We start from the raw sequence: 23,269 nt of genomic DNA, 5'->3' as shown, positions 1-23,269 counted from the left end.
AGCTCAGTACGAACGGTTGCTTGAGTTATTCCGCCGCGCCAGCCGCGCCCGCGGCGCTCAGCACCGCGCGCACGCTCGCCGTGGCGACATCCTCGTCGATGCCGACACCCCAGACGGTTCGTCCGTCGGCGGTACGGCATTCGACATAGGCGGCGGCCTGCGCGCCCGAGCCATGGCCGATTGCGTGCTCGGCATAGTCGGCGATGTCGAGCTCGACACCGAAGCCCTCGCGCATCGCCGCGACGACGCTGGAGATCAGGCCGTTGCCGCGCCCGCTGACCGACTGCTGCACGCCGTCGACCTCGATCGCGCCCGCGAAGATGCGCTCGCCGTTCGCCGAGCGCGTCTCGTCATAGGCGCCCAGCGTGAAGCGTTGCGGATGCTCGAGGCGATAGGCCTCGACGAATGCCGCCCAGATATCCTGGGCATTGAGCTCCCGGCTGCTCTCGTCCGCCAGCCGCTGGACGTGGCGGCTGAAATCGGCCTGGAGGCGCTTGGGCAACTTCAGCCCCTTGTCCTGCTCCAGAACCCAGGCGACGCCACCCTTGCCCGACTGCGAGTTGACGCGGATCACCGCCTCGTAGCTGCGGCCGAGATCGGCGGGATCGATCGGCAGGTACGGCACCTCCCAGATCTCGTCGTTGCGCGCTTCCTGGGCGGCGAAACCCTTCTTGATCGCGTCCTGATGGCTGCCCGAGAAGGCGGTGAACACCAGGTCGCCGGCATAGGGCGTGCGCGGGTGGACCGGGATGTTGGTGCAATACTGCACCGTGTTCACGATCTCGTCGATATCGGAGAAATCGAGCCCAGGATCGATGCCCTGCGTGTACATATTGAGCGCGACGGTCACGAGGTCGCAATTGCCGGTGCGCTCGCCATTGCCGAGCAGGCAGCCCTCGACGCGGTCGGCACCGGCCATCAGCCCCAGCTCGGCCGCGGCGACGCCGGTGCCACGGTCGTTATGGGTGTGCAGCGACACCACCACCGCATCGCGGTTGGGGATGTTGCGACAGAACCACTCGATCTGGTCGGCATAGACGTTGGGCGTCGCGCATTCGACCGTCGCTGGCAGGTTGAAGATGATCGGCCGCTCCGCGGTCGGTTGCAGCACCTCCATCACCGCCGCGCACACCTCGACCGAGAAATCGAGCTCGGCGGTCGAGAAGGTCTCGGGGCTGTACTCGAACCGCCAGTCGGTGTTCGGCTGAGCTGCGGCGCAGTCGCGCAGCACCTTGGCGCCCTCGACCGCGATGCCCTTGATCTCCTCGCGGCTCATCCCGAACACGATCCGGCGCCATGCGGGCGAGACGGCGTTGTAGAGATGGACGATCGCCTTCGGCGCGCCGCGCAGGCTCTCGAAGCTGGTCTCGATGAGGTCGCGGCGCGACTGGGTCAGCACCTGCACCGTCACGTCATCAGGGATGCGATTCTCGCGGACGAGGCTCGATATGAAGTCGAACTCGGTCGCCCCGGCGGCGGGGAAGCCGACCTCGATCTCCTTGATGCCGACGCGGCAGATCAGGTCGAAGAAGCGGGTCTTCTTCTCCGCATCCATCGGATCGATCAGCGCCTGGTTGCCGTCGCGCATGTCGGTCGACAGCCAGCGCGGGGCGCGGGCGATCGTCTTCGACGGCCATTGCCGGTCGGGCAGGTCGATCTGAGGGAAGGGGCGGTACTTGACGCTCGGGTCGCGCAACATGTTCGGTCTCGCTTCGAAAAATCGTGGCGTTCGGGATTCGGTCTGCCCTTAGGCCGTGTGCGCCGGCATGCAGCCGCGCAGGTTCACGCGCCTAAGGGCGCGTAAGTCGAAGCAGGCGAAGGCGAAGCGTGCGCAACATCTGACGCCGCAGATAGACCGCCGGAGCAAGAAATGTCCAGAGCGACGGGCAAGTTTGATCTTGAGCGGTTGCAAGCGCCGCTTCCAACGTGCAAGCTCCTGCAAAGATGAAACAAATTCTCTATGCCAGCGTCAGCGCGCGTGCCGATGGGCAGCCGGCGGACGTGATCGCCATCCTTGAGGAGTCGCGGCACAACAACGCACTCGACGGGATCACCGGGCTGTTGTGGACCGATGGCTATCGCTTTCTGCAGGTAATCGAGGGCGGAGAGGAAGCCGTCGACGCCTGTTACGCGCGGATCTGCGCGGATACGCGGCACCGCGCGATCGTCACGATCGCCGAGCGGACCGTGGAGCGTCGCGCATTCGGCTATTGGGCGATGGCGCACAAGACCGCCGACGCGCTGTCCGATGTGCACGACCAGCGTGTCCGGCGGATGATGGAGCATGCCACAGAGGAGATTCGCGCGCCGTTCCTGGAGCTGGTGTCGGCGCGCGAAGCTGCCTGACCCGCTATTTGACGAAGGCGGCGGCGATCTTGAGCTCGACCGCGTCGCTCACCAGCGGGATGCCGAAGTTGATGCCGAAATCGCTGCGGCGGATCGTCGCCTCCGCCTCGAACCCGACATTCTCCTTGCCCCCCATCTGCGGCGGGTTCTTGCCCGCGCCATAGAAGTCGACGTCGAGCGTCACCGGCCTGGTCACGCCGTTGAGCGTCAGGTTGCCGGTGACCTTCGCCTCGTCGCCATCCTCGTCGATCACCACGCTGGTCGAGACGAAGCGCGCGTCGGCCGGGGCGGCGCCGAAGAAGTCGGGCTTGCCGCCGTCCTTGCCCGGCCGCAGCAGATGCGCAGTCAGGCCTTCGCTGGCCGTCGTGACCTTCGATACGGGGATGGTGATGTCCACTTTCGACGTCGCGGGATTTGCCTTGTCGAAGGTCGCGGTACCGGTGATGCCGCCGAACAGGCCCCAATAGGGGGTGAAACCGAAATGATCGACTTGCCAGCGGACCAGCGTGTGCCCCGGATCGACGGTGTAGCTGCCGCCGGTGATCGCTGCGGTGCTTTTCGAGCCCGGCTTCTGCATCTGCTGGGCGACGATCGGCGTGGCGATGGCGAGGGTGGCCGCGAAGGCGGCGAGGACGAGACGCATTGGCAATACTCCCCTGATCGAACCGCGCGGAGTGTCGGCGGGCCGGGCGCGGCGGTCAAACAACGATTGGCGAACGCAGGGTTTCCGTTTGCGGGTGTTCAGCCCGCGAGCGCGTCTTCCAGCGCCCTGGAGCGCTCAGCCTGCGCGCGCGCCTGACCGCCGATCTCGTCGATCGCGGCGTCGAGCGCGGGATAGGCAGGGGTGCCTGCCTGCGCACGCGCCGAGGCAGCCTCTTCCAGATCGGTGACCAGCGCGACCGTCTCGCCGCGGATCGCATCGAGATCGGCCAGCGCGGTCTGCGCCGCGACCCAGGATTCGCTGCCCATGGCAACGCCGCGAGCAACCGCTATGCGCGATTCGGCAATGATCGCGGCAGCCTGGAAGCGCTTCGCGGCAGCCATCGCAGCCTCGCGCCGTTGGGCGATGCGCGCGTCGAGCGCCGCATCGGGTGCCGCGACCGGGTCCGGTCGCACCGGCTCGGCATCGTCGCGGCTCTCGATCGGGCGCGGGAGCAGCGAGGGATAGCCGCCGTCCGGCGTGGTGCAGGCGGCCGGCAAGCCCAGGGGCAGGGCCAGCGCAGCGAGGAAAATGGGGCGTCGCATCGCGGGCTGGTCTATGCGGTGAAGAAACTGTGCGCAACGGGGTTGCCTTTCCCGAAAAGCGCTTCTATCTGCGCCCCTCCACTGCGCGCCCGTAGCTCAGCTGGATAGAGCATCAGACTACGAATCTGAGGGTCGGACGTTCGAATCGTTCCGGGCGCGCCATTCAAAGCCCCGCCAGGTCTTGGGACCCGGCGGGGCTTTGTCGTTTCTGGCGGCGCGCGAAGTTTACACTGAGTTGACGCCATCGCGCGTTCTTCCGGTGCGGTGCACGCGTTCGACGGGTCAAAGAGCGGACGGCGAGTTGCCGCCATCCGGATTGGATCAGACGAAATCCAACATTGCAAGCCTGCGAGCTCGCAGGGGATGAAAATGTCTGCGGGGTCCGTCCGGGCTTCTGCAAGCCTGACCTCCATTTATCCCGGAATTCGGCCGTGGAGCGGGCTGGACGCCCGTAGGCGCTGACGGGGGCTTCTACGGCTCCTGATGCTGGGGGCTCGCCATGCGCAGTGTGGCGCGTTGCCGGAGCTGTCCCACGCGCACAAGGAAAAGGGCGTGCGGGTGGGATACCCGGTCGCACGCCCTAAAGGGAGTGGGTGCTTAGAAGTTGAAGCCGGTCGATAGCTTCATGGTCCGCGGGGGGCGTCGATGTTGAAGTTGTTCGGATCGCGCAGGTCAGTCGTGGCATTGAAGTCGTTATAGTTGCGATCGTTGAACAGATTGATGATATCAGCACGCGCCGCCATTCGAGTCCGGCGCTGGAAAGTAATCATAACTCTGGCTTGGGTAAATACGGCCAACTTGAATCATTTGGCCGTCGCACGTAGTATAAATATACCCGACCACCGTAGTAGAATTCCCGCCGCTGGTCCATCCGCCGTGAGAAATGCCGTCTATCGGTACGGTATAAACGGTGGTCGGATTGTGATTGTACATATCGTGAAAGACTTTCATCATCCCAGGTGGTGGAAATGTCCACCACTCTGGATCCGAATGCTCCTGAGCATTGGCCGACGCGGTTGATCCGGAAATAAGAAGCGCTACGAAGACTCTTCGTAGATTTTTAAGGCTAATCATTTCTTACCTCCTCTTCTCATTTGAATTAAAAATTGAAGCCAGCCGATAGCTTGATCGTCCGCGGCGGCCCTTCCATGTTGTACGCAGTCAGATTGCGCTTCCCGGTCAGTGCGTTGAAGCTGGCGAAGTTATGATCGTTGAACAAGTTGATGATGTCGACGCGGAACCGCAGCCGCGCCTCGTCGCTCAGGAACCTGATCGGGACGTATTTGGTCGCCGACAGGTCCATCTGGCGATAGCCCCACAGGTCGCCATTGCCATCCGTCCGGGTCGAGACGATCGTCCGGCGCGGCGGCGTGCCCCCCGTGCCGGGCGTGTTGACGAACTCCGAGAGATATTTGGGGGAGGCGATCTGGAACTTGCCCGCCAGCGTGACGCCCATCGGGATGTCGGCCGTCGCCGCGATGACGAGGCGATGTTTGCGCGTGCCCGCCGCGGTCAGCCAAGGATAGTCCTTGATGCTCGGGAAATCGAGCGCGAAGACTTCACCCAGCTTCCGGTTCTCCTCGGCGTCGGTGAAGGTATAGGTCGCATCGACGCTCCACGGCGAAGCCTGGGTGTAGCGCTTGGTCAGCTTGAAATAGGCCGTGTTCGCCTTGGTCTCGATCCCATTGGTCCCCAGGATGATGCTGCCGAACGGCGCCGGCCCGAAGCCGAACGGCGAGTCCGGGTTGCCGGTCGGCGGGAAGAACGTCCCGTCGGGGCGGCGGTTGCCCAGGATATAGGCGAAGCCGTCCTTGCTGTGAACGTAGCTGTAGCCGACCTCGAGATCGAGCAGGTTGAAGTTGCCGCGCACGCCCAGGCTGAACTGGTCCGAATAGGGCGTCTTCAGATCGTTATTGATGAAGCGCAACTCGCGCCCGGCACCCGGCGGCAGCCCGGCGATCAGCGATGCGCGGCCCTCGGGCGTCAGATAGGCCGGATTCCAGGTGATGCAGGTGGCGCTGGGCGCGCAGACGTTGATCGTGTCGCCCGGGTTGTTGAAGTTGAAGGTCCGCCCGGCGAACACGCCCTGCGCCAGCTCCTGCTGGATGAAGTCGAACTGCGTCCGGTCGTAGGAGCGGCCATAGCCACCGAACACGGCGAAGCGCTTGTCCGCATCGAGCGCATAGGTGAAGCCGATTCGCGGCTGCCAGGCGCCGGTGAATGCCTTGCGCTCCTTGCCGGTCGAGATGAAGTCGTCGATGTTGAAATTGGCGTTCCGCAAGTTCGTGTACGGCGGCGTGACGGTGCCGTTCGGCGCCGTGTACGACGCGCGGCCGGCGACGAACTCGGCGATGGCCGGATCGTGCACATAGTCGAGGAACGCAGGGGTCCGCTCATAATCCCAGCGCAGGCCGAGGTTCACGGTCAGGCGATCGGTGACCTCCCAGTCATCCTGCGCATAGATGCCGAACTGGAAGTTGTCGGATACGATGTCGGGGTTGCCGTCCGCCACCGGCGCCGCGAACTCCATGCGGTACGGGATCGTGCTGTTGAACGCACCGCCCGGGGCGTAGTTGACATTGTAGGTGAAGATCGGGTTGACGCCGTTCTGGGTGTTGGTGTTCAGCGTGATCCACTTCGCCTTCACACCCACCTTGAACGTATGGTTCTCAAGGCCCGTATAGGTGAAGTCGTCCGACAGCTGCCAGCCCTTCTGGCCCTTGTCCTGGAAGTTCCGGCCGGCGCCGGTCACCAGGATATCGCCGCGACGGGTTCCGGTCAGCGGGGGAATCTGGGGGACGGTCGCGTTGAACCGGAACGCGTTGCCGAAATTCACCGGCCGCGGATTCCACGCCACATTCTCATAGGCGACCTTGAAGTCGTTGACCCAGGTGTCGGCGGTATGCTCCCACCGCGCCAGGCCGCGCCATTCGGTGACCTTGGCGAGGCCGCGGGTGCTGAATGCGTTGATGCCGGAGGTGAACTGCTCGCCGGTCTCGTCGCGATACTTGACCGAGAATTCGAACAGGTCGCGCGAAGTCGGCGTGAAGTTGATCTTCCCGAAATACAGATTCTCGTTGAACGTCTCGTTCCGCGGCCCGAACTCCTGCTGATATTCGGTCGGGAAGTAGCTCGGCGGCAGGTCGAGCCCGGGGAACACCTCACGGGCATTGATGCGCCGCTTGCCTTCGTAGGTCACGAAGAAATGCAGCATGTCCTTGACGATCGGCCCGCCGAGCGCGCCGCCGAACTGCATGTCCCTGGTCTTGACCTTGTCGATATGGCGCGGGAAATCCTCGCTCGGCATGCGATCGCGCAGGCTCTGGTTGGTGAAGTCGAAAAAGGCTTCGCCATGGAACTGGTTGGTGCCGGACTTGGTCACCGCGGTGATCGCGACCGAGCTGACCTGATCGAACTCGGCCTTGTAGTTTGAGCTGATCACGCGATACTCGCCGACCGCGAGCTGCGGGAAGGGGTTGCCCTGTGTCGAATCCTGGCCGGTGACGCCGCCCTTCAGCACATAGTCCTTCTGGCCGATGCCATCGATGAAGATGTTGACCGCATTGGCGCCCTGCGCGCCGCCGCGCAGGCTGGTCTGGTCGGTCTCGTTCGTGACGAACTGCACGCCCGGCGCCAGATCCGCGAACGACATGAAATTGCGGTTGTTCTGCGGCAGCTGCTCGATCAGGCGCTGCGAGATGTTGCGGCCGACTTCGCCGCCTTCCATCGTACGGATGCGGTTGCCGGTGACGATGATCTCGTCGCCGGCGGGGGTGCTGACGTCGGGCGTCGACAGATCGAAGTCGAACACCGCATTCTGCGCGACCGCGAGGCGGAACTCGTCGGTGCGGCGCACGCCGTTCGGGGTCGTCACCTCGAGCCGGTAGTTGCCGGGCGGGAGCGAGGCGAACTGGTAGCTGCCGTCTGCGGTGGGGGTGCTGGTGCGGGTGAAGCCGGTATCGACGTTGACAATCGTGACCTGGCTGACGCCGCCTTCGGCCGTCACCGTGCCGCGCAGCGACGAGTTGACCTGCGCCTGCGCGGGGGCGGCGGCGCCGATCGCGATGGCGGCTGCGCCGCTGGTCCAGGCAAGCGCGGCCGCGGCGGCGCGAATGCGCGAGCGGCGGACGAGATTGGTTTTGATGGTAAGTGCGGAATTCACAGCATCCCCCCTTGTTACACTAGCGTGACAACGTTTACCTTCGTCGGTCTCACAGTGGTTGAGAACGACTCGACGGCGGGCTCTTATGGCCTTTCTCTGAAAACTGTAACCGGTTTCATGCGCTCTGTGTACCCACCGCGCGTATGAGAACGTTCTCATTGGCCGATCATCGTACCAGTGTTGCCGGAAGGTAACGCCGGAGCGAGGGATCTGCGAAGCGCTGCATTCCCTCCTGTTAACCTTTTTACCCGGCCTTAACCCTGTGTGATTACCCCGTTGCAAGGTGACGAAGGGGGAGTCTGTCTTGCGCATTCTGATCGTGGACGACGAGCCGGGGATGCACGAATCCTATCGCCAGTGCTTCAGGCGGGCCGGCGGCGAGCAGGGAGCCGTGCTCGACGCGATGGCGGCCGAGCTGTTCGGCGGCGACGATCCTGCGGCAGTGCCGGCAGATGCGCCGCCCAGCTTCGACATCACCCATTGCATGCAGGGCGCCGAGGGCGTCGAGGCGGTCAACGCGGCGCTTGCGCGCGGCGAGCGGTTCGCCGTTGCGTTCATCGACGTGCGCATGCCCCCAGGGATCGACGGCAAGGAGACCGCCAGGCGAATCCGCGCGCTCGATCCCGACATCAATCTCGTCATCGTCACCGGCTTCTCCGACTTTTCGCCGCTCGAGATCAGCCGCGCCGCGGGGCCGGCCGACAAGATCTTCTACATCGCCAAGCCGTTCCAGGCCGAGGAGGTGGTGCAGACCGCGACCGCGCTCAGCCAGCGCTGGGAGGCCGATCGCGCGCTTGCCGCGGCGATGGCGCTGCTCGAGGAGCAGAAGGAAGAGCTTGCCGCGAACGAGAGCAAGGCGACGCATCTTGCCAATCACGACAGCCTGACCGACGCGCCCAACCGGCTCGCCTTCATGCGCGCGCTGACCGATCATGTGCGCGGGCCGGACGTCTTCGCGATGGCGATGATGGATCTCGACCGGTTCAAGCTGGTCAACGACACGTTCGGCCACCTCGCGGGCGACGAGCTGATCCGCATGGTGTGCGGCGTGGTGCGCGACGCGGTTCCCGAGGGCGGCTTCGTCGCGCGGCTGGGCGGCGACGAGTTTGCGGTCCTGCTCAAGGTGTCCGGCGAGGACGAGGCGGTGATGGCGATCGAGCGGCTGCTGCTCGCCTGCGCGACGACCTTCACGGTGTTCGGCCATTCGGTGCAGGGCTCGGCCTCGGCCGGCCTCGTCATCGTGCAGCCGGGGATGCAGCACGATCCGATCGACGTGATGCGCCGCGCCGACCTGGCGCTCAACGAGTCCAAGAAGGCCGGCCGCGGCATCGTCAAGCTGTTCGACGAGAGCATGGACGAATCGATCCGCTTCCGCCGTCAGATCGAGGGCGGGCTCAGCCAGGCGATCGCCAACGGCGAGCTGCGCCTAGTCTATCAGCCGATCGTCGCGCGCGACGAGATGGAGATCGTCGCGTTCGAGGCGCTGCTGCGCTGGAACAGCCCCGAATATGGAGCGATCCCGCCGGGCCTGTTCATCCCGATCGCCGAGGAATCGAACCTGATCCACGAGCTGGGCGACTGGGTGCTCGATGAGGCGCTCCGGACGCTCGGGCAATGGCCGGGGCAATATGTCTCGGTGAACTTCTCGCCGCGCCAGTTCCGCCGCCAGAATTTCGTCGGCCATGTCGTCGAGCGCGTGCAGCGTGCGGGGATCGAGCCGAACCGGCTGCAGATCGAGATCACCGAGACCGCGATCTTCGACAATGCCGAACGCGCGGCGGATACGCTCTATCGCCTGCGCCAGATGGGCTTCCGCATCGCGCTCGACGATTTCGGCACCGGCTATTCCTCGCTCTACAACATCCGCAAGTTCGCGCTCGATTGCCTCAAGATCGACCGCAGCTTCATCGACGGCATGGGCAAGGAGCGCGAGAGCGCGGCGATCGTGCATTCGATCATCCATCTCGGCCGTGCGCTGGGCCTGGAAGTGGTTGCTGAAGGCGTCGAGACCGAAGCGCATCTTCGCGCGCTCCAGCTTGCCGGGTGCAGCCATTATCAGGGCTATTATCTCGCCCGGCCGATCGAGGCGGGCCTTGCCGCCGAGCTCGCGCACGAGCGCTTCATGGCGCCGGCCGCGGCTGACACCGCGGAAGCCGGAGCGGCGATGCCGGGCAACGGCACCCAGGGCTGATGCCGCGCTGGCGCACCGCATTCGCGCGGCTGCGGCGGCGCATCCCCGTTTCGCTCGGCGCCAAGCTGGTCGCGATCCTGACCGGCATCGCGCTGCTCGGCGCGGGCGCGGTGACGCTGCTGCTCGCGCTGGTCATCACGCCGGGCTTCGAGCAGCTCGAGCAGGCGGCGGTGAACGGGCATGTCGAGCGGACCCGCGCCGCGCTCGCCGAATATGCGTCGAAGGTCGAGATCTCGGTCCGCGACTATGGCGACTGGAACGGAAGCTACGACTATATGGGCTCGCCGAACCGCGCGTTCGAGGAGGACAGCTTCGCCAGCTCGGCGATGACCAATCTGGGCATCAACGGCATGGCCTATGTGACGCCGCGGGGCCAGGTGGTGCTCGCCCGCTGGCTCGATATCGACAGCGGCCGCGACGCGCCGGACATGCGCGCGCGCATGCTCGAGACGATCGGGCGCATCGATTTCACCAGGGCGCTGGCGGGGAAGAATTCGACCAGCTTCTACGTGCGCCTGGGCGATCAGATCGCGGTGCTGGGAATCGCGCTGGTGCGGCGCACCGACGGCAGCGGGCCGGCGCGCGGCTATGTGACGATGGCGCGGCTGCTCACCTCGAAGCAGCTTTCGACCCTGTTGCAGGTCGAAGCCCGGCTCGACGTATCCCGGCCTGTGCCCGATGCGGTGGTGACGCAGCATGGAGAGAGCCTCGCGGTCGCGGTGCCGATCCGCGGCGCGGGCGGGGCGCCGGTGGCGAGCGCGACCTATCAGGTGCCGCGGGACCTGTCGGCGCTGGGCCGCGACATGCTGTTGTTCGCGGCCGGCGGCACGGTGCTGCTGCTGCTCGTCGTCATGGCGGTGCTCAGCCTGATGATCGCGCGGCTGGTGCTGCGACCGCTCCACCGCGTCGAGCGGCATATGGGGCTGGTGCGCCGATCCGGCGATCTGCTGCCGCTGACGGAGAAGGCGCGCGGCGACGAGATCGGCAGTCTGGTGAGTAGCTTCAACGGCATGCTCAGCCAGCTCAAGGATCTGCGCGAGCAGGTCGAGGCGCAGTCGTTCAAGCTCGGCCAGTCCGAAAGCGCCGTCGCGGTGATGCATAATGTGCGCAACGCACTGAACCCGGTCAGCACCGTGCTCAGCCAGAGGCTGGCGCAGCCGGCGGTGGCCGACCGCGCGCTGCTCGATCGCGCGCTCGCCGAGCTTGCGGACGAGGCGATTCCCGCCGCGCGCCGGCAAAAGCTGGCGGCCTTCCTCGCCGCGGCCTTCGAGAGCGAAGCGCGCGCGCGGGAGGAGCATGCGGCGCAGATGGCGATCGGCCGCGATGCGCTGCAGAATGTGCTCGAGATCATCGGCAAGCAGCAGGAGCAGGCGCACGAGCGCCCCCCGCTCGACAGCTGCGACGTCACCGATATCGTCGCGCGCAATGCGACGATCGCGCGCTATTCGGGCGGCAGCTCGATCGCCTTCCACTTCCCCTCGAAGCCGCATTGGGCGCTGGCCAATCGCGTGCTGGTGAGCCAGGTGATCGGCAACCTCTTCGCCAACGCGGCGGAGGCGATCGCTGCGACGGGGCGCGACAGCGGGAGCATCTCGGTCACGATCCGCGAGCAGGACGGCAAGATCGAGATCACGATCCGCGACGACGGCGAAGGCTTCGATCCCGAGACCGGCGCCAAGCTCTTTCAGCGCGGGTTCTCCACCCGCCAAGGCAAGATGGGCGGGCTTGGCCTGCACTGGTGCGCCAATTCGATGATCGCGATGGGCGGCAGCCTGGCGCTGCGCAGCGACGGCAAGGGAACCGGCGCGCGGGCGGTGCTCACGCTGCAGGCTGCCGACGGGCAGCGGACGGGGATCGCGGCCTAGCCCCAGCCGACATTTGTCCTTCCCCGCCAGGCGGAGGTGGCGCGCACGGCGCGACGGAGGGGGAGGAAACACGTCGCCAGCGTTCTGGCATCCGCCCCCTCCGTCACCCTTCGGCTGCCACCTCCCCCTGGCGGGGGAGGATTGAACACCAAATGTCGATTCGGCCTAGCCCCAGCCGACCCGTTTCGCCGCAACCACCGCGTCCTTGCGCCGCAGGTACGGCGCGACGAGATTGCGGGCGCGGAAATATTCCTGCGCATCCGGCGCAAGCGTCTCGAAATTACCGATCACCCGGCGGCAACGCGGCGATCGGCACTGGCAGATCATGTGCCAGTTCGATTGCGCGAGCGTGGTCGAATAGTCCCATGTGATCTCGTCGCCGCACGCGATGTCGCGGATCGCGACCAGGATCACGCCGTCCTCGGTGAAGCGCAGCCCGGCATTGGGGTCGCAGCTGTGATTGACCAGATCGTCGAGCTGACCGGACGGCCCCATATAGTGATCGGGCGTCACCTGCACGAACCGGTCCTCGCTGCCGCGCATCAGGCTCGGCACCTGCGTGACGTGGAATCGGCGGCCGGTGAAGCGCATCAGCTCGGCGCCCTCGGCGAAGCGGCAGATGGCGAACACCGCCTTCCCAAGATGGTTCTCGCTCACCGCGAACAGGTTGCGGTTGGGACGGTAGCGGTCGAGGATCAGGAAGCCGCCGCGCTTCCAGCCGAGCGAGCGCAGCGGATTGATGGTGCCCAGGCCGATCATGAACCAGATGCTCGCGTGGCAGGCCAGCTCGACGAAGATGTAGGCGAGCTCGTCGACGCCGGTGCCGCCCGCGCGCGCCGCGACCAGCAGCGTGGCGAGATCGCCCAGAGTCCATAGGCCCCATGCGGGCGAGCGCTCGCGGCTGCGGTCCTTCCATACGCTCGCCCAGGTCGGCCAGAAGCTGATCGGGACCGCGGCCACCACCAGCATGTGCGCCCAGAAGGTCTCGCGGAACGCGACCCACAGGATCAGCGCGACCAGGCATGCGGCCATGCACAGCGATTCGACGGTGTTGGGCTGCGCCCAGTTCGAGCGGCGCCACAAGGCGAGGGTGACGACGACGCAGCAGGCGGCCGAGAGCAGGAACACCCAGCTTTGCGGCGATCCGGGGTTCACCGCATGATAGGTGAGCGCCTCGACCGCAGCCGATGTGCTCCAGATCAGCCATGAGGCGCGGTTGGGCTGGAAGATCTCGCGCCGCAGCCCGAGCAGATAGGCCGCATAGGCAGCAAAGCTGAATCCCATCGCGGTCACGAACCAGAAATCGGCCGTCATTCTGCCCCCTTGCCAAGGGAGCGTTTACCTTATCCGCTAACCTTCGTCAAAGCGCGACTCGTGCTGAATCCACGAGTCGCGGCGAATCAAAGCTCGTGCCTGGCAACCTGTTCGAGCACGGATGCCGCCAGTTCGCGACGGCAGATCAGCACGTCGGGGATGCTCGATTCGCGCTGGTTGTAGATCAGCGGCGAGCCGTCGATCCGCGACGCGTGCAGGCCCGCGGCGAGCGCCACCGCGACGGGGGCGCAGTTGTCCCATTGATGCTGGCCACCCGAATGAAGGTAGATTTCCGCCTCCCCCAGCACCACCGCCATCGCCTTGGCGCCGGCCGATCCCATGCCGATCGTCTCGGCGCTCAGCCCTTGCGACACCGCGGCGCACAGCGCGCTCGGGCGCGTGCGGCTGACGAGCATCCGCGGCGGGCTCACGGCCGGGGCGAGGGGCGGGGGCGCATCGCTGCAAAGCGTGATCCCCCGGCGCGGCAGCGCGACCGCGCCCGCGGCGGCGGCGCCGTCGATCGCGAGCGCGACATGCACCGCCCAATCCTCGCGGCCTTCGGCGAACTCGCGCGTTCCGTCGAGCGGATCGACGATCCAGACGCGGCGCGAGGTAAGCCGGGCGGGGGCGTCCGCCGATTCCTCCGACAGGATCGGATCGCCAGGCCGCGCTTCGCGGAGCATGTCAAGGATCAGGCGGTTGGCCTCCCGGTCGCCGCGGGCGCCGTCCGCATCCTCCGACTGTATCTTCAGCAACAGCTTGCCTGCCGCATCGGCCACGGCATGAGCGAGTCCCGCGTCGCTCATGCGTGCGCCTTGCGCGCCGCCACGAGGGGAAATTTACCGGCGACGGCGAAGCTCGCGGCGTTTAGCTTCGGAACTGCCGGCCATGCGGAGCTTTCGCCAGTGCGCGCGCTGGCGGTAGACCATCGCCGCCACGGCAGCCCCAGTAAAGAGCGCAGCGAGGATCCCAAAAGCGATCCACTCGCGAACCTCCAAATCCCCCAAAACTCAACTCCACAAACAAACGCGCCAGCCGTGCATATCATAGCACTGGTGACCAGATACCCAGTATGGCTTCGATGATCAATTCCGCAGCTTCCTCGGGACTGGTCCGAGTAGTGTCGATACGAATCTCCGGGTTAACAGGAGCTTCATACGGGCTTGAAATACCGGTGAAGTTCGCGATCTCGCCGGCGCGCGCCTTTTTGTAGAGGCCCTTCACGTCGCGGCGCTCGGCCTCCTCGATCGGGGTGTCGATGAAGATCTCGAAGAACTCGCCCTCGGGGATCATGCTGCGCACCATTTCGCGCTCGGCGCGGAAGGGCGAGATGAACGCGGTGAGCACGATCAGCCCGGCATCGGTCATCAGCTTGGCGACCTGACCGACGCGGCGGATATTCTCGACGCGATCGGCATCGCTGAAGCCCAGATCGCGGTTGAGGCCGTGGCGGATATTGTCCCCGTCGAGCAGGAAGCTGTGCTTGCCCATCGCGTGCAGCTTCTTCTCGACCAGATTGGCGATGGTCGACTTGCCCGATCCCGAGAGGCCGGTGAACCACAGCAGCCGCGAATGCTGGCCTTTTTGCGCAGCATGCGCCTCGCGCGTGATCTCGACCGCCTGCCAGTGGACATTCTGCGCGCGGCGCAGCGCGCGGTCGATCATCCCGGCGGCGACGGTGGCGTTGGTGATCTTGTCGATGAGGATAAAGCCGCCCAGATCCTTGTTGGGGCTCTTGCGGCCATCGGCATAGGCTTCGAACACCACGCCGCGGTCGGTAGCGATCTCGGCGGCGCCGATGTCGTTCAGCCCCAGCGTCTTCGCGGAAAGCTTCGCCAGCGTATTGACGTCGATCGCGTGCTCGGGCTCGCGGATCGTCGCGCTCACCGTCTGCGTGCCAAGCTTCAGCCAGTAGCTGCGGCCGGGCAGCATCTCCTGCTGGTCCATCCATACGATCGTCGCACTGAACTGGTCGGCAACCTCGGGCGGGTCGCCCGCCGCGACGATCACGTCGCCGCGCGAGCAGTCGATCTCGTCGGCGAGAGTCAGTGTGACGGATTGGTCGCGGCCAGCCTCGTCCAGATCGCCGTCATAGCTGACGATGCGGGCCACGGTGCTGGTGCGGCCGGAGGGGAGGACGCGAACCTTGTCACCCGGCCTGACCGTGCCGCCGGCGATCGTCCCGGCAAAGCCGCGGAAGTCGAGATTGGGGCGGTTCACCCATTGCACCGGCATGCGGAACGGGGCCGCCTCGTCCTCACCGCCGACGGGCACATCTTCCAGATGCGCGATCAGCGCGGGGCCGGAATACCAGGGCGTGTTGGCGCTCGCCGCGGTGATGTTGTCGCCCTTGAAGCCCGAGATCGGGATGGCGGTGAAATCGTCGATGCCGATGCTGGTCGCGAATTCGTGATAATCGGCCACGATCTCGTCGAACACCTGCCGGTCGTAGCCGACCAGATCCATCTTGTTCACTGCGAGCACGATGTGGCGGATGCCGATCAGATGCGCGAGATACGAGTGCCGCCGGGTCTGGGTGAGCACGCCTTTGCGCGCGTCGATCAGAATCACCGCGAGGTCGGCGGTCGATGCGCCGGTCACCATGTTGCGCGTATATTGCTCGTGCCCCGGCGTATCGGCGACGATGAACTTGCGCTTCTCGGTCGCGAAGAAGCGGTAGGCGACGTCGATCGTAATGCCCTGCTCGCGCTCGGCGGCGAGGCCGTCGACCAGCAGCGCGAAGTCGATCTCCTGCCCCTGCGTGCCGACCCGCTTGCTGTCGGCCTCGAGCGCGGCGAGCTGATCCTCGAAGATCATCTTGCTGTCGTAGAGCAGCCGCCCGATCAGCGTGGACTTGCCGTCGTCCACCGATCCGCAGGTGATGAAGCGGAGCAGCGTCTTGGACTGATGCTGCGCCAGATAGGCGCCGATGTCGGATGCGATCAGCGCGTCGGGGCGGTAGCTGGAGGTCATCAGAAATACCCCTCCTGCTTCTTCTTCTCCATACTCGCGGCCTGATCATGGTCGATCGCGCGGCCCTGGCGCTCGCTGGTGGTGGTCAGCAGCATTTCCTGGATCACATCGTCGAGGCTCGCGGCATGGCTTTCGACCGCGCCGGTCAGCGGGTAGCAGCCCAGCGTGCGGAAGCGGATCGAGCGCTCGACCGGCGTCTCGCCCCTGAGCGGAAAGCGGTCGTCATCGACCATCAGGATCAGCCCGTCGCGCATCACGGTCGGGCGCGGGGCGGCGAAATAGAGCGGGACGATCTCGATCCCCTCGGCGCGGATATACTGCCAGATGTCGAGCTCGGTCCAGTTGGACAGCGGGAAGACGCGGATGCTCTCGCCCTTGGCCTTCTTCGCATTGTACAACCGCCACAGCTCGGGGCGCTGCGCCTTAGGATCCCAGCGGTGGCTGGCCGAGCGGAAGCTGAACACGCGCTCCTTGGCGCGGCTCTTCTCTTCGTCGCGCCGCGCGCCGCCGAACGCCGCGTCGAAGCCATATTTGTCGAGCGCCTGCTTCAAGCCCTCGGTCTTCCACATGTCGGTGTGCAGCCCGCCATGGTCGAACGGGTTGATCCCGCGCGCCTCGGCCTCGGGATTGCGGTGGACGAGCAGTTCCATCCCCGCCTCGCGCGCGGCGCGGTCGCGCAGCGCATACATGTCGCGGAACTTCCAGGTCGTATCGACATGGAGCAGCGGGAAGGGCGGCGGGGCGGGGTAGAAGGCCTTCTTGGCGAGGTGGAGCATCACCGCGCTGTCCTTGCCGATCGAGTAGAGCATCACGGGACGCTCCGCCTCGGCCACGACCTCGCGCAGGATATGGATGCTCTCGGCCTCGAGCCGGGCAAGATGGGTAAGCGACTGCATGGCCGCCGATCTAGTGATACGTGCCCGGCGCTGCGATCTAGATTAAGTTTAGTCCGCGTGAGGCGAGGGCGGGGCGATCAGCCGTTGCCGTTGCCATCCCGCCGCGGTTTCCCGACCCCGACCAGGGTAAAGCCGGCGCGCTCTGCTTCGGCGGCGGGATAGATGTTGCGCAGGTCGACCAGCAACGGCTGGTTGAGCAGCGATTTCATGCGATTGAGGTCCAGCGCGCGGAACGCGTCCCATTCGGTGACGATCACCAGTGCATCCGCACCCTCCGCTGCGGCATAGGGGCTGGCGGCGAACTCGACGTCCTTGATCACCAGCCTGGCTTGCTCGACGCCCTCGGGGTCGAACGCCTTCACGGTCGCACCGGCGTCCTGCAGCGTCTGGATGATTGCGATCGACGGCGCGTCGCGCATGTCGTCGGTATTGGGCTTGAAGGTGAGGCCGAGGATCGCGACGGTCTTGCCGCGCACCTCGCCGCCCATCGCCTTGATCACCTTGCGGCCCATCGCGCGCTTGCGCTGGTCGTTGACCTGCACCGTCGCCTCGACGATGCGCAGCGGCGTCTCGTTGTCGTCGGCGGTCTTGAGCAGCGCCAGCGTGTCCTTGGGGAAGCACGAGCCGCCATAGCCCGGCCCGGCATTCAGGAACTTGCGGCCGATGCGGTTGTCCATGCCGATGCCGCGGGACACCTCCTGTACGTCCGCGCCGACCTGCTCGCACAGGTCCGCAATCTCGTTGATGAAGGTGATCTTGACCGCCAGGAAGGCGTTGGCGGCATATTTGATCAGCTCGGCCGTCCGGCGGCCCGTGAACATCACCGGCGCCGACTGGTTGAGCGACAGCGGGCGATAAATCCCCCGCATCACCTCGCTCGCCCCCTCGTCCTCGCTGCCCACGACGACGCGGTCGGGGCGCTTGAAGTCCTCGATCGCCGCACCCTCGCGCAGGAACTCCGGGTTGGAGACCACCTTGATGCCCTTGTCCGGCGCAATCCGCGCCACGATCCGCTCGACCTCGTCGCCGGTGCCGACCGGGACGGTGGATTTGGTGACGATCACCGCCGGGCCGTCCAGCGCGGCGGCGATTTCCTCGGCCGCGGCGAAGACATAGGACAAGTCGGCGTGGCCGTCGCCACGGCGGCTCGGCGTGCCGACCGCGATGAAAACCGCATCCGCTCCCTTCACCCCCTCGACGAGGTCGGTAGTGAAGGACAGGCGTCCCGCCTCGACGTTCGAGGCGACCAGCTCGGCGAGGCCGGGCTCGTAGATCGGCATCACATTCTGATGAAGCAGCTCGATCTTGCGGGCGTCCTTGTCGACGCAAACCACGTCATGCCCGAAATCGGAGAAGCAGGCCCCGGAAACGAGGCCCACATAGCCAGTGCCGATCATCGCAATGCGCACGCAGGAAGCCCTTTCGCTGAACGTTCGTGCTCTTAGCGCAACAATAGATCACGGCAAGTGCTCGCCAATCGCTCACAAAGGTCACCCCACAAGGAGTAACGGCTGAACGGCCGGCACGAAAAAGCGCGCAACCCCACGGGATGCGCGCCTGCCACCGATGTCATCGACAGGAAGAGAGCCCGGACGGGTCGGGTGCCGCGGACCATCCGCGGCGCCGCCCACCCGGGCTATCCGGGGTTACCAGGGGCGAAGCGACTCGCCGTAGGTTTCCCGAAAAAGGAAATCGAACATTCATTTTCTCCCATCGTGCGCATTACACGCACGGTCGAATACTTAATTCAAAATTAACCGATAATCAAGAATTCATGGCGGGGGCGGCGACTTCGCTGCCCGCGCCGGTCGTTTCGTCCTTAAGAGTTCCTTCAAGAGTGTGAGGTTATCGCGGACATGATGTCCGAGCGTGTCGAACCTGCCGCTGCCACGACTCCGCCCGCAAAGGCGGAAGGAACGCTGGCGGCCGGGCTTCCGGCGACGCTGGACGCCCCGATGCCGCTCGTGCTTCCGCGTTCGCGTTCGGCCGTCTCGCGGCGCGACGCGGACGGCGCGCCCGCTAGCGGGGTGTGGCGGGCGCTATCGCTTTGTGAGATCTCGAACTTTCAGTCGCTTCGCCGGCATCTGGGGCGTCCCCGTGCGGACACGCTGGTGCGCGACCTTGCCGATCATATCGGGCGGATCGAGCCGGATGTCCGCCTCGCCGCGGCGGGCCGTTCGCTCCTCGAGCTCTCCTTTGAAGCGGATTCGGCCGAGTCGGCGACCGCGGTGGTCGAACGGTTGGCGCGCGAGTTCACGCGGACTGTCGATCTTGATGGCGAGCGTCATGTAATCCAGCTGCGCTGGGGTATCGCGGCGGCCCCCGCTGCCGATGATGACGAGGTGCGGCTGACCGAGGCTGCGGAATCGGCGCTGGCCCAGGCAAAGGCCGAATCGCGGATCGTGATGCTCGACCTGTCGCAGACCGACATCGCGTTCGACCGGCTCGCGCTGATCCGCGAGCTCCCGCGCGCGATCAATTCGGGCCAGCTGTTCCTGCAATATCAGCCGAAAGTGCATGTCCGGAAGGAAGCCGTGACCGGAGCTGAGGCGCTGGTGCGCTGGCGGCATCCGGTGCGCGGCCTGATCCTGCCCGGCGACTTCATTTCCGCCGCGGAAGAGGGCGGGGAGATCGCCGGCCTGACGCTGTGGACGCTGCGGCAGGTGATCGCCGACCAGCAGGTGCTGGCGGCGCACGGATATGACATGCCGGTGTTCATCAACATCTCCGGCGTGCTGCTTGCCGATGGCGCCTTCGTCAGCGAGGCGTGCCGCATCATTCGCGAAACGGGTGCCAAGATCGGGTTCGAGATCACCGAGACAGCGGTGATCCGCGACCCCGACAGCGCGATCCGCCACCTCCAGTCCTTCTCGGAAATCGGCATCCCGCTCGCGATCGACGACTATGGCGCCGGTCTTTCGTCGCTGGCCTATTTGAAGCAGCTCCCCGCGACCGAGCTCAAGATCGACAAGATGTTCGTGATGCAGCTCACCAGCAGCAATCGCGATCCGCTGATCGTCCGCTCGACCATCGACCTGGCGCACGCGCTGGAGATGGAGGTGACCGCGGAGGGTGTGGAGACGCCCGCGGCGCTGGCGCTGCTCAGCGTCATGGGCTGCGACATGGTGCAAGGCTTCCTGATCAGCCGTCCGGTGGCGCTCGACGCGTTCATCCGCTTCCTCGACGAGGAAGGGCACAAGGCCGCATCCGCGATCCGGCCTACCTTCGCCCGGCCGGAGGGCTTCTGGCGCAAGAGCGGCTGATGCGCTGGCTTCTCGTCCTCGCTGCGGCATTGGCGCTGTCCATGTCCGGGCCGGCGGTTGCGCAGCAGCGCGAAGCCGATGTGCTGATCGACCGTGCCAAGGCGGCGATGATCGCCGAGCCCGGCGAGGCGCTGAAGCTGGCCGGCGATGCCGAGCGCCGCGCTGCCGCGATCACCGATCCGCGTGCCCAGGCCATCGCGACCGCGACTGCGCTGTGGCTCCAGAGCGAAGCGATGATCCGGTCGCGCGATGCGGCCGGCGCGGCGCCCCGCATCGCCCGGGCGCTGCGGCTGGTCAGCGCGTATCCGGAGCCGAGCAAGCTACGTGGCGATCTGTTGCTCGCGCGCGCCGGCGTCCAGCAAGAGCAGCTTCGCCCAGCGGAGGCTTTGGCATCCTTGCAGGAAGCGTTCAGCATCTTCGGGGCGGTGGGCGAAAAGCGCAGTCAGTCGATCGCGCTGCAGACGATCGCGAATCTCTACACTGAGGCGAATGACTTCACGAGCGCCGACAAATATCTGCGCCAGGCGGTCGAAATCTATGAAGGCGATCCGCGGCTCTCGCTGTTCCTCTACAACAACCGCGGAAACGTGCTGCTTAGGCTGGAGCGCAACGCGGAGGCTTCGGCTCAGTATCGTCACGCGCTTGCGGTCGCCCGCAATTTGCGCAGCGAGCCCATCCTGCCCCCCATCCTGGCGAATCTGGCGCGGTCGCTGATTTCGGAGAACAAGCTCGACGAAGCCGATGCCGCGATTACGGAAGCGATCGCGATCGCGCGCCGGGCCGGCGAGAAGGCTCCGGCGCAATTTCTCGCGATCGAAGCCGATTCGGCATATCATCGTGGCGATCTTAAGCGCGCGCGCGCGTTGATCGAACGCAGCTTCGCGGGGGTCGAACTGGCGAACACCTCGATTGCTTATCGCGATGCGCACCTTACGGCCTATAATATCTACCGAAAGCTGAATGAAAACGGACTCGCGCTCCCGCATCTCGAGCGTGTCCGCAAGCTCGGTGACGAGGCCGCGCAGCTCGCCACCTCGACCAACATTGCGCTGATGGCCGCGCGGTTCGACTATGCGAACCAGGAACTGCGCATCGCCAACCTGAAGGCCGAGGAGGCGCGGCGCGAGGCCGAGTTCCAGCGTACCCTGTTGTTCGGGGTCGGCGGGGCGACGCTGATCATCATCACCTTGCTCAGCATCGGCCTGTTCACGATCCGCCGCAGCCGCAACCAGGTGCGCGCGGCGAACATCGAGCTGGGTGAAACCAACGTCGCGCTCGAAAAGGCGCTCAAGGCCAAGACCGAGTTCCTCGCGACGACCAGCCACGAGATCCGCACGCCATTGAACGGCATCCTCGGCATGACCCAGATCATGCTGCGCGATCCCTCGGTTCCCGCACAGACGCGCGACCGGCTCGGCATCGTCCATGGCGCGGGCATGACGATGCGCGCGCTGGTCGACGACATCCTCGACGTCGCCAAGATGGAGACCGGCAACCTGACGGTGGAGCTGGCGCCCACCGATCTCCACGCGATGCTGCGCGACGTCACGCGCATGTGGGAGGAGCAGGCGCGCGGCAAGGGGCTCGAGTTCAGCCTCGAGACCGACGGCGCGCCGCGTTGGGTCGAGACCGATGCCGGGCGGTTGCGGCAGATGCTGTTCAATCTGCTCTCCAACGCGCTCAAGTTCACCGAGAAGGGCAGTGTCGGGGTCAAGGCCGAGGCTGCGGACGGTCGTCTGCGCATCGCCGTGTCGGACAGCGGCATCGGCATCCCGGCCGAGAAGCACGAGGAGATCTTCGAATCCTTCCGTCAGGTCGATGCCGGCACGACGCGCAAGTTCGGTGGCACCGGCCTTGGCCTGGCGATCGTGCGGAACCTTGCGCGCGCGCTGGATGGTGAGGTCTCGGTCGCCAGCGTCGAAGGGGAGGGCACGACCTTCATCGTCGATCTGCCGCTGATCGAGGCCGCGGCGCCCGATGGTGCCGGGACAGCGGGCGGGCCGGGCGAGCCGGTGGTGGTGCTCGACCGCAACCCGATCGCGCGCGGCATGCTGCGCACCCTGCTCGAGCCGCATTTCGCCGCGGTCCAGTTCGCCGCGACTCCGGACGAGGCGGTCGGCATGCTGACCGGGGCGGGGCCGGTACTCGTGCTCGCCGAGGAAGCGACGCTGAGGGCGGCGGGGGAGGATGCGCTCGCCATTCTGTCCGCGCTGGCTGGCGCCGTGAAGGAAAAGGGCGCGCGGACGGCGGTGCTCTGGGTCAAGCCCGACGAGGCGATGCTCGCGTCGCTTGCGGAGGCCGGGGCGGATACGGTTGTAGCCAAGCCGGTCGCGGGCGCGGCGCTGGTCGAAGCGCTGCTAGCCGGCCGCAAAGAAAATTATGGGGCGGTCACCGCAACCCGGCTTGTGTCGGAAGCGGCTTAAGACGATAGCACACATATGATATCCTCCCCTCGCGACGCCAACGAGATGGGCACGGCCCGTACATGAACATCCTGTTTATCGAAGATGACCCGATGAACCGGCGTGTCGTTCGCGACATGCTCGACGTGGCTGGCGCGTCGATGGCGGAGGCCGAGCATGCCGAGGAAGGGCTGCGCAAGATCGGTGCGGAGGATTTCGATGTCGTGCTGGTCGACCTGCGCATGCCCGGCATGGATGGGATCGAGGCGATCGAGCGGATCCGCGCGCGCGGTGACGCCAAGGCCGAACTGCCGATCATCGTCGTCACCGCGGACACCGCGATCGACCTGCGCGAGCGCTGCATGACCGCCGGCGCGGACGAGGTGCTATTCAAGCCGGTGGCGATGGACGCGCTGTTCGACACGATCGGCCGCGTGCTCGCGCTGCGCAGTGGCGGCGACGGGATGGTGCTCTAGAGTCTGTCCTGTTTAGATTGAGGCATATCCGCTGTTTCTGAGATAGTTGGCGCATTCGTGGGGCGGGAAGGCGTCGAGGAGTTGGCCGATGCGTTTCCATGTTGCCTCGACGGTGCGCTCTGCGGCCTTGCGCAGG

Annotated in this window: 16 protein-coding genes, 1 tRNA gene and 1 pseudogene; 7 read left to right on the top strand and 11 right to left on the bottom strand. The window is 65.9% G+C overall.

From position 1 onward, the window contains the following. Positions 1 to 25 precede the first annotated feature (25 nt). Positions 26 to 1,699 (bottom strand): 2-isopropylmalate synthase, encoded by a 1,674-nt coding sequence (gene leuA, locus VGD28_RS09975; RefSeq protein ID WP_331028192.1) that lies wholly within the window; start codon positions 1,697 to 1,699, stop codon positions 26 to 28. Between the two features lie 245 nt (positions 1,700 to 1,944). Between leuA and VGD28_RS09970 the strand changes: the two genes are divergently transcribed. Beyond that, on the top strand, positions 1,945 to 2,346 hold the full coding sequence (locus tag VGD28_RS09970; protein WP_331028191.1) for a BLUF domain-containing protein: 402 nt from the start codon (positions 1,945 to 1,947) through the stop codon (positions 2,344 to 2,346). 4 nt (positions 2,347 to 2,350) lie between these two features. On the opposite strand, the gene VGD28_RS09965 is transcribed toward VGD28_RS09970, so the two are convergent. Beyond that, positions 2,351 to 2,989 (bottom strand): YceI family protein, encoded by a 639-nt coding sequence (locus VGD28_RS09965; protein ID WP_331028190.1) that lies wholly within the window; start codon positions 2,987 to 2,989, stop codon positions 2,351 to 2,353. Positions 2,990 to 3,087: 98 nt separating this feature from the next. Continuing rightward, a complete protein-coding gene (locus VGD28_RS09960) occupies positions 3,088 to 3,591 on the bottom strand; it encodes a hypothetical protein (protein WP_331028189.1) in 504 nt (167 codons plus the stop codon). A gap of 85 nt (positions 3,592 to 3,676) precedes the next feature. Here VGD28_RS09960 and VGD28_RS09955 point away from each other — a divergent pair. Then, positions 3,677 to 3,753: transfer RNA gene (locus VGD28_RS09955), tRNA-Arg, on the top strand. Positions 3,754 to 4,214: 461 nt separating this feature from the next. Here VGD28_RS09955 and VGD28_RS09950 read toward each other — a convergent pair. Both VGD28_RS09950 and VGD28_RS09945 read right to left on the bottom strand, forming a co-directional pair. Continuing rightward, positions 4,215 to 4,388 (bottom strand): hypothetical protein, encoded by a 174-nt coding sequence (locus VGD28_RS09950; RefSeq protein ID WP_331028188.1) that lies wholly within the window; start codon positions 4,386 to 4,388, stop codon positions 4,215 to 4,217. Between the two features lie 302 nt (positions 4,389 to 4,690). Next, a complete protein-coding gene (locus VGD28_RS09945) occupies positions 4,691 to 7,753 on the bottom strand; it encodes a TonB-dependent receptor (RefSeq protein WP_331028187.1) in 3,063 nt (1,020 codons plus the stop codon). 337 nt (positions 7,754 to 8,090) lie between these two features. Here VGD28_RS09945 and VGD28_RS09940 point away from each other — a divergent pair, with 337 nt between their 5' ends. Together VGD28_RS09940 and VGD28_RS09935 are read left to right on the top strand one after the other, a co-directional pair. Further along, the gene (locus tag VGD28_RS09940; protein ID WP_414714489.1) at positions 8,091 to 9,944 is read left to right on the top strand and encodes a putative bifunctional diguanylate cyclase/phosphodiesterase; all 1,854 of its coding nucleotides are present in this window, start codon (positions 8,091 to 8,093) and stop codon (positions 9,942 to 9,944) included. After that, positions 9,944 to 11,809 (top strand): CHASE4 domain-containing protein, encoded by a 1,866-nt coding sequence (locus tag VGD28_RS09935; RefSeq protein WP_331028185.1) that lies wholly within the window; start codon positions 9,944 to 9,946, stop codon positions 11,807 to 11,809. Before VGD28_RS09940 ends, VGD28_RS09935 begins: the two co-directional genes overlap by 1 nt. Before the next feature lie 165 nt (positions 11,810 to 11,974). Here VGD28_RS09935 and VGD28_RS09930 read toward each other — a convergent pair whose 3' ends face one another. The 5 genes from VGD28_RS09930 to VGD28_RS09910 form a co-directional block, all read right to left on the bottom strand. Next, on the bottom strand, positions 11,975 to 13,123 hold the full coding sequence (locus VGD28_RS09930; protein ID WP_331028184.1) for an SET domain-containing protein: 1,149 nt from the start codon (positions 13,121 to 13,123) through the stop codon (positions 11,975 to 11,977). Between the two features lie 86 nt (positions 13,124 to 13,209). Next, positions 13,210 to 13,929, bottom strand: a complete 720-nt coding sequence (locus VGD28_RS09925; protein WP_331028183.1) for a 3'(2'),5'-bisphosphate nucleotidase CysQ — start codon at positions 13,927 to 13,929, stop codon at positions 13,210 to 13,212. A gap of 238 nt (positions 13,930 to 14,167) precedes the next feature. Continuing rightward, positions 14,168 to 16,096 (bottom strand): sulfate adenylyltransferase subunit CysN, encoded by a 1,929-nt coding sequence (cysN, locus tag VGD28_RS09920; RefSeq protein ID WP_331028182.1) that lies wholly within the window; start codon positions 16,094 to 16,096, stop codon positions 14,168 to 14,170. Continuing rightward, positions 16,096 to 16,992 (bottom strand): sulfate adenylyltransferase subunit CysD, encoded by an 897-nt coding sequence (gene cysD, locus VGD28_RS09915; protein WP_331028181.1) that lies wholly within the window; start codon positions 16,990 to 16,992, stop codon positions 16,096 to 16,098. Before cysD ends, cysN begins: the two co-directional genes overlap by 1 nt. 77 nt (positions 16,993 to 17,069) lie before the next feature. Then, entirely contained in the window at positions 17,070 to 18,401 is a 1,332-nt protein-coding gene (locus VGD28_RS09910; protein WP_331028180.1) for a UDP-glucose/GDP-mannose dehydrogenase family protein, read from the bottom strand. Positions 18,402 to 18,848: 447 nt separating this feature from the next. Here VGD28_RS09910 and VGD28_RS09905 point away from each other — a divergent pair, with 447 nt between their 5' ends. The 3 genes from VGD28_RS09905 (at position 18,849) to VGD28_RS09895 (ending at position 23,133) form a co-directional block, all read left to right on the top strand. Continuing rightward, entirely contained in the window at positions 18,849 to 20,255 is a 1,407-nt protein-coding gene (locus tag VGD28_RS09905) for an EAL domain-containing protein (RefSeq protein ID WP_331028179.1), read from the top strand. Next, positions 20,255 to 22,678 carry an ATP-binding response regulator gene (locus VGD28_RS09900; RefSeq protein ID WP_331028178.1) on the top strand — a complete coding sequence of 808 codons (2,424 nt, stop codon included), beginning with the start codon at positions 20,255 to 20,257 and terminating at the stop codon, positions 22,676 to 22,678. The genes VGD28_RS09905 and VGD28_RS09900 overlap by 1 nt, the downstream gene beginning before the upstream one ends. Before the next feature lie 62 nt (positions 22,679 to 22,740). Continuing rightward, positions 22,741 to 23,133: a response regulator gene (locus VGD28_RS09895; RefSeq protein ID WP_331028177.1), complete on the top strand. Its 393-nt coding sequence runs from the start codon at positions 22,741 to 22,743 to the stop codon at positions 23,131 to 23,133. 12 nt (positions 23,134 to 23,145) lie between these two features. On the opposite strand, the pseudogene VGD28_RS09890 reads toward VGD28_RS09895, so the two are convergent. Next, positions 23,146 to 23,269, bottom strand: a pseudogene (locus tag VGD28_RS09890) (IS630 family transposase); the annotation flags it as partial.

Origin of the sequence: Sphingomonas sp. (assembly GCF_036402235.1) — a bacterium.
Classification (GTDB): domain Bacteria; phylum Pseudomonadota; class Alphaproteobacteria; order Sphingomonadales; family Sphingomonadaceae; genus Sphingomonas.
This window is presented reverse-complemented; position numbering and strand designations above follow the sequence as displayed.